Raw genomic sequence first — 13,551 nt, 5'->3', positions numbered from 1 at the left:
CTTCCCGCGACCTGACACCTAAATTCGGAGACAGAACAATGGTTTATAATGTGATGGTGGTGGACGATGCCGCGATGATGCGGCTCTACATCTCCAGCTTTCTCAAGTCTCGCAAGGATTTCCGGCTGGTGGCACAGGCCGCCAATGGACAAGAGGCGCTCGACAAGTTGCCGGACCTGCCGGACCTCGATCTGATCTTGCTCGACATCGAGATGCCGGTGATGGACGGGTTGGAGTTCCTGCGCCACGCCAAACTCAAGACGCGGGCCAAGATCTGCATGCTGTCCTCGGTGACCGTGCAGGGCTCGCCTTTGGCTGCCAAGGCGCGCGAGCTGGGCGCGGACGGGGTGGTTTCCAAGCCGTCCGGCACGGTGTCGCATGACCTTGAGGAAAAGACCGGAGACGAGTTGGCGCGCGTGATGCGGGCACTGGTCGGGGCCTGAGGGCCGAAATGCAACCCACGGGGCGGGTCATACCATGATGGATGAGATGGACGAAATCTGGATGCTGTATGCCGATGACGGCGCACAGTCCCTGGACGCGATGGAAGCAGCGCTGGATTCCCTTGAGGGCGGCGCAGGTGACATGGGCGCGCATATCGGCGCGCTGTTCCGGGCGGTCCATACCTTCAAAGGCAACTCACGCGTGCTGGGATTGGCACAGGTCGAAGGGTTGGCGCATCTGGCCGAAGATCTCATCGGATTGGTGCGCGACGAGGGCGTGGCACTGAGTGGTGCGATCACGGATATCCTGATGCGGACCGGTGATGCGCTGCGCGGAATGCTGGAGGAAACCGCCGATACCCGTGCGGATGTGGACCCGGCGCCAACGGCGAGATTGAAGCAGGATTTGCGATCGTTGATCGTGCAGTTGACCGGGGGCGCTGTTGAGGATGCAGCGCCCACACCGCAGGCGATTGCGCCGGCAGACGAGGCAGAGCTTGAGACATCTGAGCCTGAGACTGTCCGCACGCCAGAGCCTGAACCGGCACCGAAACCCAAGATGCCAGCACTGAATATGGGACTGGCCGGGTTGCTGGACCAACTTGACGGTGGCGACGGCGCAGATTTTGACGCGTTCGAGGATGATGATCTGGATGACGTCTTCGAGACTGAGACTGAGACTGAGCAAGAAGCCGAGCCAGAACCTGAGCCTGAGCCAGAATCTGAGCCTGAGCCTGAGCCGGAAGAGGCCGTAACGTCCGAGCCTGAGCCCTTGCCAGAGCTGGCCCCGGCACCGCAGGCGAAAACCGTGGCTGAGGTCACCGATGGAAAATTGTTGAGCCCCGATCCGGTGCATCACCAGATTTTCAAGGATATGGCAGTCAAGACGTTGGCCGCACTGGACGCCCTTGTCGCGGCGTGGTCGGAGGGCGCAAGCCCCGCCGCTGCGAAGAAGCAGGCGGACAATCTCTGCTACGCTGCAGGACAATTGCGCCTAGGCGATTGGTTGGCTGAGTTGGAGCCTTTCCTTGCCACCGGGGCGATTAGCCCGGCGCTCACGCGTGACCTGAGCAAGGCCTTGCACCGGTTGTTGAACGGCGAGGCGATCGCGCCAGACGCGGACGCGGTCCAAAAACCGGAACAGCCGATCGCCGAAATGAAAGCGGAAGCGATTAAGAATCCGGCGAAAGGGCATGCAGAACCAGAGCCAAAGGCGATGGCTTCTCCTGCGCCCACGCCGCAGACCCAAGCCGTGGCTGAGGTCACGGATGGTAAGGTTTTGCGCCCTGATCCGGCGTATCAACAGATTTTCGCCGAGATGGCGGCCAAGACGCTTGACACCCTGGCTTCGCTCTGCGCCAACTGGGTCGAGGATCGCAGCCCTGCTGCCGCACGCAAGCAGGCGGATGATCTTTGCTATGCCGCGCGACAGATGAATCTTGGAGCATGGCTCGATCAGCTGGCGTCCTTTGGTGCGTCCGGTTCGGTCACGCGCGCGGACACGACAGAGCTGATTGAGGCGCTGCGCACACGCTATCATCAGGATTTTGAGACAGGGGAAGCATCTGTCACACCCGGCACTGGTCCGAGTGATCCGGTCGCCGAGGGCAAGGCATTCTTTACGGCGATGGCCGCGCTCTACCCTCTGATCGCCGATCAGGGTATGCAGATGAATGGCGCGGCGCCCTGTAGCGCGACAGAGCGTCGGGATCTGGCGGAACGGATCGCTGATTTGGCTGCGCCGAGGGGGTTTGTTCGCTTGGTGGACAGCGCCCAACGTCTCTCAGAGCAGTCCACCGGCCTTGAATACCGGGTCGCCGAATTGTCGCTTTACGAGGAATTGGTGAGCGTCGAGCGCAGTTTGCCCGCGACGATTTTCGACGATGATCTCATGGCGCCGAGTCAGCTCTTGGGCGCTTGGTCGGCCGATCACATCTTTGAGACGCTTCAAAGTTTGCGCCTCGGGCTCGATGCGCGGGCGACCGCGCCAGGTGCCGGCTGGTTTCCTGGCTTTGAGACCTTGATGCGGCAGGTGCATTTTGCCTGTTTGAATTACCGGATCGATACAGCGTCACAACTGACGATGGCGTTGATAGACCTGTTCGCGCGCGTCCGCGTGGACGCCAAGACGCCGGATGTGATCCTGCTCCAGATGGGACGCGGCTTTGTCGATACGATGGAACTGGTGTTCGACGCCTTGGATCAGGGTGACACGCCGGATACCTCGCGGATTGCAAAGATGTTCGAGGAGGCCACCAACGCGTGTTTCGTGGCCAGCGGTGTGATGACCGCCAAAACCATCGAGACGCGGTTGGGTCTTCCGCCAGAATTCCACCGGGTGATGTCACCCGAGAGCGTCAAGACCGCACATGAGGCCATCAAGGAGGGCCTACATTTCTACGTGCTGCGCGCCGACCTGAATGATGATGACGCGCTGGCGCAGGGTTTTCTGGAATGGATCACCACAGGTCTTGTGCGGATGATCACCAATGTCACGGTCTTTCTGGACAAGGCGACGCTGTTTGATTTCCTCGTCGCCTCGTCATTGGAAGAAGACCGTATGATCGAGCGTTTGGCGATGTTGGACCCATCGGGGTCGCGCCTTGCCATGGCGCGGGCGCTGCGGGTCAGCGAAGCTCCTGCGGTGGAGGCGGCAGAACCTGACACGATGGATCTGATCCCGCTCAACGATACCAAGGATAGCCTCGCCCTGCTCGAAGCGGTGGGAGCGATCTCAGCGAGCCATGCGCAGTTGGAACATGAGTTGGCGGATCTGGCGTCAATCGATCTGGTTCAGGAGGTGATGGACGCGTTGCGCGCAGCGGGAATTGATGATCTGGAACAACGGGTGCGCTCGGTTCTGCGGGACAGGCTGGAACAGCACAATCTGCGGCTTCAGGAGATCAGCGAATCCGGCGCGCAGTTGTCGGCGGAATTGTCGCATTTGCAACAAGAGAGCGTGGCGCAACGGTCGCGCCCTGCCGAAGTGCTGTTGCGCCCGCTCAAGGCCTATTTGGCCACGCGGGCGCGCAAGATCGGCGTCGACGCCAGTGTCACCTATGTGGGTGGCGACACGATGCTTGATCAGATGTTGATCGAAGAGCTGCGCGGACCGCTCAAGACATTGGTCAATCTGCGGCTGGCCGGAGAGTATCCGGCGACGCGGTTCCACATCTCGGTCGAGGCCGAGAGCGATCACGTACGGGTCGAATTGACCGATAACAGCCCTGAGCCAGCTGTGGCTGCGGCCTATGCCGAACTTGGCGATGAGATGGCCCGAAAGAAGGGCGCGTTGCGCCGTGTCAGCCTGCCGGCCGGGGCCGGGGTGCGGTTCCATCTGCGCGTGCCGCAGCATATGATTGTACTGGATGGCATGGTCGTCAGGGTGGGGCAGGTGCGCTATGTGCTGCCGGTTGATGCCATCCATCGCATACTTCAGACTGACCGCCTGTTACCGGTTTCCGCCTCTGGCCATACCCGCATGCTCAACATCGACGAAGGTGCTTTGGTGCCGGTGCATCCGCTGGTCTCGGAGACTTCAGAGATGGCAGAGGGTGCGCGACTTTACGTCGTTGTGAGCAGCAACCAGACACGTATCGCCATCCCGGTGGATGAACTGCTGGGACAGCAGCTCGTCATGCTGCGCCCGTTGCAAGGCGTGCTGTCGGGCATGCGCGACATGAGCGGTATCGCCATTCTCTCGGGTGGAGAAGTTGGCATGGTCGTGGCCGTCAGCGCACTGGCCTCGGGGGCCTTTGCGAGCCCTTCTGTTGCGGCGTGAAACGAAACCTCCGGTGGGATGACCACCGGAGCTAACACCCGGACGCGATCTGCCGTTTTCATGTACAGACCCGGCAATCATGTCAAAGGAAGTTTCGATGAGTTTCGCCTTCGCCCGTTCCCGTTACCGTCAGGCCGAGACCCTCGTGCAAGAGGCCGTCACAGACCCCTACGACATTATTTTCGTGACCCTTCGGGAACTCAACCGTTCGCTCGTCGTTCTGGCGCGGACGCAGCAAGAGGACCGGGCCCTGCCGTCCGATCACGTCAACCGCGTGCTGACGGCCATTTACATCCTTCAATCCAGTCTGGATTTCGAGGCCGGTGGCGATCTGGCGGGCGATCTGTTCCAACTTTATGAATTCGCACGCTTCCATGTGCTCAAGGCCATGCGCGGCGAGACAGACGCCCGTTTGACCGAGGCTGCCGCCGCGATGGGTGACATTCTTGGCGCATGGGAGCAGATTGGCTCTCAGGTCAGGTCGCAGGCGCTATGACGAATGTGGTGCAGCATATGACCTACAGCGTTATGGGTGATCAAATCCGCCAGTTGACGATGGGATTGACCTCAGCGGTCGAGACATGCGATCTGGCGGCCGTTTCGCGAGCGGATCACGCCCTGCGTTGTGCCGTGATTGCGCTTGTAGGAGGCGCTGCACTGGCAGAGGACGGGGCACAGGAGCGGATCGCCCTTCTGGCCGAAGCGCTGGACGTTGTGCGCCGCGCGGTCGAGCTCATGTCCGCGCAAGCGGCACGCAAGGCGGGGCAAGGGCGCGCCAACCTGGTCTATTTGAATTGTGATCGAAAAGTGGGGCCGGGGCGATGAGCATTGGACAGGCTAGCCCCTGCGCCACCTGCTACCGGGTGCGCTGGTTCCTGACACTCGCTGGAGCGTTGATCGCGGGGCTTTACCTTCAACCAAGCTGGGCCATGGGTGTCGCACGGCTGATGCCATCGCCGCTGGTGATTGGCTGGGCAATTTGTGGCCTTGCCGCTGTGGTTTTTGTGGGACGCGTGCGCCATCATGTGCGGCTGGCGCACCAGCAGCGCGCCGCCGTCTGATCGAGCATCAGTTGCCTTGGCGTTCCGATTCAACCGCGGCGGCGCAGCAGGCGCAATAAGCCCCAGACGTGCTGACGACGCGGCCGACCGTTTTCGTCACAAAGGACAAGCTCGACCCCGACCTTGTGCGGATCGGTGCCGGGGGCGGGAATGAAAGTCTGACGCATGGCAATCATGGGGTGTCCTTTGCAGTGGCTTGTGTCTGAAGCAGGGTTGCAAGAAGTCTGCCAATCAGGGCGCATGCGCCCAGGCGAGGATGAGAACTTCGAGAATGGCGGGCTCTTCACCCATTGTGATCAGTCGGGCATTCATAGTCTCCAAGAGACTCTCCGGTAGGGCGACACGGAGGTCGTCCAATCCAGCGTCCGGTTCGAGCGTCTCGGCAGTGTGCAGCACAGCAGCAGCCAACCCGGCCTGAGCCTCTTGCTGGCGATCGCTGAGACGGGCCATGAGGGCGAGACTGCCCTTCTCGCGCAACGCGATCCCCAAACTCATGGTGAGTGTCCCGCCCCCGTTGGGAAGAGACAGCGTGACAGGGATGTCGAGGGGCAGGTACACGCGTTTGTCCGGTTTTGGCGTGACCTCCTCGGCCTTGGCGTTCTCATCTTGAAAGGCCGGCAGGCGTGGCGTCTGGTGCATGACCCAGACACTGGCCAGCCCTAGCACAATTGGCCCGAGACTTGCAGGCAAGACAAAGGCGAGAAGCCGAGTGCGAGGCGAAAGTTCGGTCATGTTCGTTGATAAGCAAGGATCGGGCCAAGCGCCTCTAAACTGATCGGGTTTTTCGCCGTTGTCGACAAAAGGGGCCGGTTCATCGGTTCGCGGACAAGCGCAGGATCGGCAAGATGGAATCTAAGGGAACGGGCAGGTTGGCGGGCGCTTTGTCGAGGTTCAGGACGCTCCGCAAGGCGGCAGGACAGGCGACGCCCGTCCGGACTTCGGACGAGTTTCCGCTTGTGCGCCGCAGCACCAACCTGTGCGACATCACACTCGTCGAGCGACATTTGCCCGAAATCCTTGGTCGCGCCTTGGCGCGCAGCTGGATTGACCGCGCGTTCAGCACGGCGCTGCTCGCCGACCCAAAGGGCCTTTTGGCCAATCATGATATCCATCTGCCTGACACTGTGAGTATCGAGGTCGAAATGACCCAGACGCAGCGGCATCGTCTGGTGGTTTATGAACAACGCCCGGGGGGCGACCGGAGGCGGGTGATGTATCTGCAGCTGGTAATGATGGCGGGCAAATAGATGCGTCGCTTGGTGTTTGCGTCTGCGTTCGCAGTAGCCGGGGTCATGGCCCAGGCCGAGTCTGGGTCTGGATTCGATCAGGCGGTCACGTTGGCCCGCTCGGGGCAGTTTGCGGCAGCGGCGGCAATTTTTGTGGACCTTGCCCAGAATGGAAATCGCGCAGCACAGGTCAATCTTGCTGTGCTCCAGGCCAAAGGCCAAGGCACACCGCAGGATGACCAAGCTGCGGCCTATTGGGCGTGGCGCGCACGGCTGGCAGGTGAAGCTCGTGCGATCGCACTGAGCGATCTTATGCTTGAGCGTCTGACGGACTCGGCCAGAACCAAGCTGGCGGATCGGTTGATCACGGATCTGAGCACGCAGGCCGAAGCTGGTGTTCCGGGTCAGTTTGCGGCGATTGGCCGGGTCGAGGCGCAGTTGCGAAATCCACCACGCATGGAAGCAGCCGCGTTATGGTTCACGCTTGCGGCGGCATTTGAGGAGCCGGGCGCACTCGCGCTGCGCGAGGTGTCCATGGATGGGTTGGAGGCCAAGGCCCGGCTCGCAGTGCAAGAGCGTGCGGGGGCGGAGTTTGCCATATGGTGCGCAAAGTTGTCGCGAGATGCCCGCCCGCAGACTTGCGGGCAGATCTAAAGGCGGAAATCTGGGATCGGATAATCGCGCCTTCGACCATAAAAAGTTGTGCCCGGACGCTCATGGCGACCGGGCGGCAACTGTTCGCAAACTCTGGAGGGAGCGTCAGTTCAAGACTGAGAGAAATCCGGAAATGATCCAGTACCACATCGCGATACCGAGAAATAGCATTGGGGCAAGCCACCATCCACTGGGGAGATGGAGGGGGGTACTGGTGTCCTGTCCAAACTGATGCGTCTTGTTCACGGTGATTTGCGGTGCCAACTGTTTCACTTCCGTATCTCCGGGCAGCCTTGAAAGTACAATCACAATCCCATGATCAAGCCGTGATGGAAAGCGCGCAAAGGTTTTTGCGGATCGGCAAAAGAGAGTCGTTCTATCCAAAGATAGCGTGCTGTAGCGCCGCTCAATCGTCGCCAAAAAAATCATCGGCCTCGTCATCGGCGCTCCCTAATTCGCTCATCATCATGCTCAGCGCCCCGCCAGCCAGGTCAAGACTGACAAGTTTGCTGGTCTTGGCTGGTTTGGCGGGCGGAGCGGGTTCGGGTTCTGGCTCCGGTTCTGGGAGCGGCAGGGGGGGGAGCTTGATCTTGATGGGCGGCGCGGGTTTGCGCGGAGCATCTAGCGCCTCTTGCAAGAGCCGCAGGCGCAGGCGCATCGCCAGAATTCGCTGCATCGGTTCCGTCGTCTGGGCATAGGCGGCAGAGGCCAGTGGCAGGCTCTCGTTGGCGGGCATGGTCAAAAGGCGCCCCAACACACGGCTAAAGCTACGCGGCAGGGTCAGCGGCTTGCGTGACGCGGGGCGGGAAGCGGTCTCTGACATCGGGTTTCCTTTTGTTCGGGTCGGTTGGCACCGGAATTGCAGGGATGCGGGCAAGGCCCCGGCATCCGAGATGCAAGAGCCCCTGCAAGGACCGGACCAACCGCGCACCATGTCTCAAGAGGAGCCCGCGCAATGACCGACGCGTTTCGCGATCACCTGAGTCTCTTTTCCTCGGCCCTGACGCTGCGCGAGCAGCGTGGCGCGATGCTGGCTTCGAATATCGCAAATGCTGCGACGCCAGGATTCAAAGCGCGCGACATGGACTTTCAATCGGTTTTGAATGCGGAGACTGGTGGTGGGGCGTTGGCCACGAGCGACACCCGACATTTTGCGACCAGCGGTTCCACTGCGGGGCAGGCAGGCTACCGGGTTCCGGTCAACCCGTCCCTGGATGGCAATACGGTCGAATTGGCCGTGGAGCAGATGGAATTCGCGGAAAACAGTCTGCGCTATCAGACCAGCCTGACTTTGCTTAACCGGCGCATCTCAGGACTGAGCCAAGCGATCAAAGGAGAATAAGCCATGATGATCCGAAATATCTTTGACGTTGCCAGCTCCGCCATGTCGGCGCAGATGGTGCGGCTCAACACCGTCGCTTCGAACATGGCGAATGCGCAGGCAGTGAGCACGACCAAGGACGAGGCCTATCGCCCGCTCCGCCCGGTATTCGAGACCGTTTACGCCGATCAAACCGGTCAGCAGGGCCTGTCTACCACCCGCGTGAGCGATGTGGTCCAGCTTGATCGCGAGCCAGTGCGCGCCTATCGACCCGATCACCCAATGGCCGATGCTGAGGGGTATGTGTACGAATCCGTGGTCAATATTGACGAGGAAATGGTCGAAATGGTTGAGGCCAGCCGCCAGTATCAGAACGTACTTGAGACTGTCTCGACCCTGCGCACGCTGATGGCGCGCACGGTCATGATGGGTCAGGGCTAAGGAGCACCGCGATGGCCGACATAAACTCAGCAACCGGGGCAGGCGCCACATTCACCGCCGCAGCGGCCGCCGCCGCCGCCCCCACACGAACCGGCAGCGGTGATTTGGGGCAGCAGGATTTTCTGACTCTGATGACGGCGCAATTGCAAAACCAAGACCCGTTTTCCCCAATGGAGAACGGCGAGTTTCTTGCGCAGATGGCGCAGTTCTCGACGGTGGCTGGTCTGGATACCGTGAATTCGACGCTGGGTGAAATCAGCAGCCAGATTGGCGGTAATCGGATTGCCACGGCGTCGTCGCTCTTGGGACAGCAGGTGTTGGTGCCGGGCACGCTGGCGCGCCCTGATGCATCCGGCGGCGTGCATGGGGTTGCCGACCTTCCAGAGGCCACGAGCGCGGTCACCGTGGTCTACTCTGACGCGCAAACGGGCGTCGAATTGCATCGTCAGGATATGGGCGCGCAGCCTGCTGGCCTGATGGGGTTTGATTGGGACGATCTGCCGTCCGATATCGCTCAGACGCGGAGCGCTGTGCGGGTGGCGATCGAAGTGGACGGTGCCACGGCCGCCGAACCCTTTGTCTATGCACGGGTGGTCGGGGTCCAGATGCCCGAGTCCGGGCAGGACATGACCCTTCGGGTTGAGGACTATGGGTTGCGCAGCAGTCTGGAAATCAACTCGATCCGCTAAGGCAAAAAATTGGAAACCGCGCCTGACATCAGGCCTGAACATCGAAACATTAACGACTAGACAGGAACAACCAATGAGCTTTCACACTGCACTTTCGGGGCTGAATGCCGCACAGGCAGATATTTCCGTGACCTCGAACAACATCGCCAACGTGGGCACCCTGGGGTTTCACGGCAGTCGGGCGGAGTTCGCCGATATCTATACGAACAGCCCCTATAGCCGCCCTGCCTCGCAGATCGGCTCGGGCACCGAGGTGAGCCGCGTCGCGGTGGACTTCAAGCAGGGCTCGCTCACGGCGACCGGGAATGTGCTGGATCTTTCCTTGCAAGGGCCGGGGTTCTTTCAGGTCCGCACGGGGCCGGATGCAGGGGCCGATGTCGGCTATACCCGCGCCGGGGCATTTGGAATGAACCGAGACGGGTTTGTGACCAACGCAGCGGGACATTTCCTGACCGTATTCCCGACGACCGAGAACGGCGATACGCTGTCCACAACGCAGACCGAACGGCTGCAGATTCCGCAGCAAATAGGCACGCCGCAGGCGACCACGGCGGTCAATTTGTCGTTCAACCTGTCCCTGTCCAACAATGGCGGTCTGGGAACGCAGGCGGCCATTCCTGCTGCGGCGTTTGATCCGGCTGATCCCAGCACTTATGCCGCGACCACGCAGATCCCAGTACTCAACGCCGAAGGTCAGGCCGTATCCGCCCAGGCGTTCTTTGTCATGTCGGATGCGCCGGATGCGCTGGATGGTGGATTGGCCTATACGGTGCAACTTGTGGTCGATGGGGCCACTGCTGCGCCTGCGGACCCATTGGCAGCGTTGTCCTTTGATGCGGGCGGCATTCAGACCGGCGGGCTTGGCGCAATGAATTTTGCGCTTGGCACGCAGGCGCTTAGCATTGATCTGAGCGGCTCGCGCGTGTCCGATGAGGCCTTTGGCGCGATTGCGGTCTCGCAGGATGGTAGCCGGCGGCTCAACCTCTCGTCGGTTGAAGTGCGCGATGACGGGACGGTCTGGGCGAGTTTCGGGGCAGAGCGCTCTTTGGCCGTGGGGCAAGTTGCCGTGGCGAATTTCTCTGATATTCAAGGGCTTGGAAGCATCGGGAGCGCGACCTATCTTGCCTCGCGCGACTCTGGTGAGCCGCGTTTGGGCGTGCCGGGAACGAGCGGTTTTGGCGCGGTCCGGTCCGGATCGGTGGAACGATCGAACGTGGACCTGACCGAGCAGTTGGTCAATCTGATCATGGCGCAGCGGAATTACCAGGCCTCGGCCAAGGCGCTTGAGACCAACGGGACATTGGCCGAAACGGTCTTGAATATCCGTAGCTAACGCAGGGCATCGTCATGGACCGGATGATCTATACAGCCCTCAACGCTCTGGGGGTGAACCGTGACAGTCAGGTGGCGCAGGCACAAAACCTCGCCAACCAGACTGTACCTGGCTATCGTCGTGATCTGCCCAACGAGGGCGGGGCGCGGTTTCTGCAGATGATGGAGGGGTTGACTACGCGTGCGTTTCAACTCGAATCCGGGCCAGCCGGGTTTTCACAGGAAACCGGTCGATTGGATCGCACCGATGAGGAGTTGGACGTCGCGATTGCCGATCTGGGCTATTTTTATGTCTCCCCTGAGAATGGCGATCCGGCGCTAAGTCGCCGTGGCGATCTTCGGCGAGAGATGGATGGCACGTTACGCAATGGTGCGGGCGATGCGATGCTAGGGCCAGATATGGCGCCCATTCAAGTGCCCGCCTATCGCACCATCCGCATCACCGATATTGGCGAGATCTATATTCAGCCGCTCGATGATCCCGAGGGTGAGGCAGTGCTGGCCGGGGTGCTGGCCACTGTGGTCCCACCCGATGATGTTGCGCTGACCAAGGGTGAGGATGGGCAGATTCGGACAGTGGAGGGCGTCTTGCCGCGACCTGATCAGCGGGCCGAGATATTGCAGGGCACTCTAGAGAGCAGCAACGTTAACCCGGTCGAGGAATTGCTGTCGACCATGCAGATGCAGCGCAATTTTGAGTTGGGCATGCGGATGGTGTTGACTGCGCGTGAGCTGGATGAGGGCGGCGCGCGGATGATGCAGGCGCCTGAGGGCTAGATTAGGCTACCGCTGGCCTGTTGCTGCCGTCTGCCCCAATGCCCAAAGCGCGGAATCAAGGCGCGGCACGCGCCGCCGCGCAGCGCCCGTCCGCCCCACCGGGCGGGCGCTTTTGCGACGTCACAACACACTGAAAACGCGGATGTATTTGGCAAGCATAAAGTGACAGCCGACTGCCGTGCAGTGCCCACCCGACGGGCGGGCACCGCGCGGCTCATCGCTCAGGGCCAATGTCCCCTAAAGCCAATGTTTACACCCTGCTCTAAAATTGTCTGTGCATTGACCGTAAGCCCAGGGCGGGCTGGCACGCGGCTTGCAGCCTGAGATCAACAGTGACCTCAGGAAAGGCAGAGCCGATGTCCTCGAACGTGATGCATGTGGCCAAGACCGGGCTCAATGCCCAGCAGGCCCGCATTCAGGTGATTTCCAACAACCTGGCCAACGTCAACACAACCGGGTTCAAGCGGGACCGCGCCAATTTCGAGACGCTGCTCTATCAGACGGTGCGTCCGGCTGGAGCACAGACCTCGGAAGCGACAGCGCAGACCGCACCCACCACCCTTGGCACTGGCGTGCGATTGGTCAGCACCGAGAAGATGTATACCCAAGGCAGCTTGACCACGACCGACAACGCGCTCGATCTGGCAATTGATGGCAAGGGGTTCTTTCAGGTTTTGATGCCCGATGGGCGCATCGGTTATACCCGGAACGGCACCTTCTCGCAGAACGCCGATGGCGTTCTGACCACGTCGAGCGGCTATGTCGTCCAGCCCGAAATCCAGATCCCCGCAGAGGCCACCAGCGTCAGTATTTCCCGCGATGGTATCATCAGCGTGACCCTGCCTGACGCCGTCGAGGCAGAGGAAGTGGGGCAGCTCTCGCTCGCCCAGTTTGCCAATCCGCGCGGGCTGGAGCCGGTGGGCGAGAACTTTGTGGTCGAAAGCACCGCGAGCGGCGCGCCGGATGTGGGCAAACCGCTGGAAAACGGCATGGGTGCGCTGGTGCAGGGCGCCTTGGAAACTTCAAACGTCAATGTGGTGCAGGAGCTGGTCGAAATGATCGAAGCGCAGCGTGCCTATGAAATCAACTCTCGCTCTATCTCGGCCTCGGACGAGATGATGAGCTATCTCGCCAACAACCTCTGAAAGGGTCTGTAATGCACCGTCTTTTCTGCACTTCTGCTGCGCTGATCGCGTTGGCTGGATGCTCCACCCAGATCGAAGAGGCCGAATCCGAGCTTTACGCGCCGGTCTACCCTGTCGAAGAAGTTCAGCAGTCCCGCTTGATGCCGACTGGCGCGATATATTCCGGCTATTCCAAGGGACTGTTCGTCGCTGATCGGCGGGCCAGTGCCGTGGGCGACATCCTGACAGTTGAATTCTCGGAACGCTTTGCGGCGACCAAGTCGCAGGCTGCGGGGTCCAGCAAGACCGACAATTTCGAGTTGGATGTGCCAGATGTTTTCTCTTTTGGCTTTGATGACACGCGCCTGACGGGCGGTACCACGCGCAGCTATGCCGGCCGGGGCAATGCCAGCCAATCCAATTCGCTGACCGGACGAGTATCGGTCTCCGTGGTGCGTGTGTTGCCGGGTGGTAACCTGGAAATCGTCGGTCAGAAGAAGCTGACGCTCAACAACGGCCAGGAATATGTCCGGTTGAGCGGCGTTGTCAGGCCGACGGATATTTCGGCTGATAATGTGGTGCGCTCTGATCGGATCGCCCATGCCGAAATCAAATATGTTGGCGCGGGCGATGTCGCGGACACCGCCAAACAAGGCTGGCTGCGCCGCGCCTTCGAAACCGTGTCGCCGCTGTGAGGGTCGA

At 60.9% G+C, this 13,551-nt stretch carries 17 protein-coding genes; 14 read left to right on the top strand and 3 right to left on the bottom strand.

What is annotated here, in order from left to right:
• Positions 1 to 38: 38 nt before the first annotated feature.
• The 5 genes from VR71_RS07120 to VR71_RS07100 all read left to right on the top strand — a co-directional run bounded on the left by VR71_RS07120 (position 39) and on the right by VR71_RS07100 (position 5,285).
• Positions 39 to 443: a response regulator gene (locus VR71_RS07120; protein WP_045682426.1), complete on the top strand. Its 405-nt coding sequence runs from the start codon at positions 39 to 41 to the stop codon at positions 441 to 443.
• A gap of 34 nt (positions 444 to 477) precedes the next feature.
• Entirely contained in the window at positions 478 to 4,224 is a 3,747-nt protein-coding gene (locus VR71_RS07115) for a chemotaxis protein CheW (RefSeq protein ID WP_296430033.1), read from the top strand.
• Positions 4,225 to 4,321: 97 nt separating this feature from the next.
• Positions 4,322 to 4,720 (top strand): flagellar protein FliS, encoded by a 399-nt coding sequence (gene fliS, locus VR71_RS07110; protein ID WP_045682424.1) that lies wholly within the window; start codon positions 4,322 to 4,324, stop codon positions 4,718 to 4,720.
• A gap of 17 nt (positions 4,721 to 4,737) precedes the next feature.
• Positions 4,738 to 5,049, top strand: coding sequence for a hypothetical protein (locus VR71_RS07105; RefSeq protein WP_296430030.1), 312 nt, complete (start codon positions 4,738 to 4,740; stop codon positions 5,047 to 5,049).
• Entirely contained in the window at positions 5,046 to 5,285 is a 240-nt protein-coding gene (locus VR71_RS07100; RefSeq protein WP_045682419.1) for a hypothetical protein, read from the top strand. Before VR71_RS07105 ends, VR71_RS07100 begins: the two co-directional genes overlap by 4 nt.
• A gap of 29 nt (positions 5,286 to 5,314) precedes the next feature.
• Here VR71_RS07100 and VR71_RS24745 read toward each other — a convergent pair whose 3' ends face one another.
• Both VR71_RS24745 and VR71_RS07095 read right to left on the bottom strand, forming a co-directional pair.
• On the bottom strand, positions 5,315 to 5,461 hold the full coding sequence (locus VR71_RS24745; protein ID WP_296430029.1) for a hypothetical protein: 147 nt from the start codon (positions 5,459 to 5,461) through the stop codon (positions 5,315 to 5,317).
• Between the two features lie 55 nt (positions 5,462 to 5,516).
• On the bottom strand, positions 5,517 to 6,017 hold the full coding sequence (locus VR71_RS07095) for a hypothetical protein (RefSeq protein WP_045682417.1): 501 nt from the start codon (positions 6,015 to 6,017) through the stop codon (positions 5,517 to 5,519).
• A gap of 113 nt (positions 6,018 to 6,130) precedes the next feature.
• Here VR71_RS07095 and VR71_RS07090 point away from each other — a divergent pair, with 113 nt between their 5' ends.
• Together VR71_RS07090 and VR71_RS07085 are read left to right on the top strand one after the other, a co-directional pair.
• Positions 6,131 to 6,532, top strand: a complete 402-nt coding sequence (locus VR71_RS07090; protein WP_296430027.1) for a hypothetical protein — start codon at positions 6,131 to 6,133, stop codon at positions 6,530 to 6,532.
• Positions 6,533 to 6,577: 45 nt separating this feature from the next.
• Positions 6,578 to 7,165, top strand: a complete 588-nt coding sequence (locus tag VR71_RS07085) for a sel1 repeat family protein (protein ID WP_296430025.1) — start codon at positions 6,578 to 6,580, stop codon at positions 7,163 to 7,165.
• A 406-nt stretch (positions 7,166 to 7,571) separates the two neighbouring features.
• Here the strand turns inward: VR71_RS07085 and VR71_RS07080 are convergent, their stop codons facing one another.
• Positions 7,572 to 7,988 carry a hypothetical protein gene (locus tag VR71_RS07080; protein ID WP_045682413.1) on the bottom strand — a complete coding sequence of 139 codons (417 nt, stop codon included), beginning with the start codon at positions 7,986 to 7,988 and terminating at the stop codon, positions 7,572 to 7,574.
• Positions 7,989 to 8,120: 132 nt separating this feature from the next.
• Here VR71_RS07080 and flgB point away from each other — a divergent pair, with 132 nt between their 5' ends.
• The 7 genes from flgB (at position 8,121) to VR71_RS07045 (ending at position 13,544) form a co-directional block, all read left to right on the top strand.
• Positions 8,121 to 8,507, top strand: a complete 387-nt coding sequence (gene flgB / locus VR71_RS07075) for a flagellar basal body rod protein FlgB (RefSeq protein ID WP_045682411.1) — start codon at positions 8,121 to 8,123, stop codon at positions 8,505 to 8,507.
• A 3-nt stretch (positions 8,508 to 8,510) separates the two neighbouring features.
• Positions 8,511 to 8,927 (top strand): flagellar basal body rod protein FlgC, encoded by a 417-nt coding sequence (gene flgC, locus VR71_RS07070; protein WP_045682408.1) that lies wholly within the window; start codon positions 8,511 to 8,513, stop codon positions 8,925 to 8,927.
• A gap of 11 nt (positions 8,928 to 8,938) precedes the next feature.
• Complete coding sequence (locus VR71_RS07065; RefSeq protein ID WP_296430022.1) at positions 8,939 to 9,616, top strand: flagellar hook capping FlgD N-terminal domain-containing protein; 678 nt, start codon at positions 8,939 to 8,941, stop codon at positions 9,614 to 9,616.
• Positions 9,617 to 9,689: 73 nt separating this feature from the next.
• A complete protein-coding gene (locus VR71_RS07060) occupies positions 9,690 to 10,949 on the top strand; it encodes a flagellar hook protein FlgE (RefSeq protein ID WP_045682406.1) in 1,260 nt (419 codons plus the stop codon).
• Between the two features lie 14 nt (positions 10,950 to 10,963).
• Positions 10,964 to 11,725 (top strand): flagellar basal body rod C-terminal domain-containing protein, encoded by a 762-nt coding sequence (locus VR71_RS07055; protein ID WP_045682405.1) that lies wholly within the window; start codon positions 10,964 to 10,966, stop codon positions 11,723 to 11,725.
• Positions 11,726 to 12,081: 356 nt separating this feature from the next.
• Positions 12,082 to 12,870, top strand: coding sequence for a flagellar basal-body rod protein FlgG (flgG, locus tag VR71_RS07050; RefSeq protein ID WP_045682403.1), 789 nt, complete (start codon positions 12,082 to 12,084; stop codon positions 12,868 to 12,870).
• An 11-nt stretch (positions 12,871 to 12,881) separates the two neighbouring features.
• Positions 12,882 to 13,544, top strand: a complete 663-nt coding sequence (locus VR71_RS07045) for a flagellar basal body L-ring protein FlgH (protein ID WP_045682401.1) — start codon at positions 12,882 to 12,884, stop codon at positions 13,542 to 13,544.
• The last annotated feature ends 7 nt before the right edge of the window (positions 13,545 to 13,551 follow it).

The sequence above is a fragment of the Roseovarius sp. BRH_c41 genome, assembly GCF_000961715.1.
Lineage (GTDB): Bacteria > Pseudomonadota > Alphaproteobacteria > Rhodobacterales > Rhodobacteraceae > Roseovarius.
The sequence above is the reverse complement of the archived record's forward strand: the minus strand, read 5'-3'. Positions and strand labels throughout refer to the sequence as shown.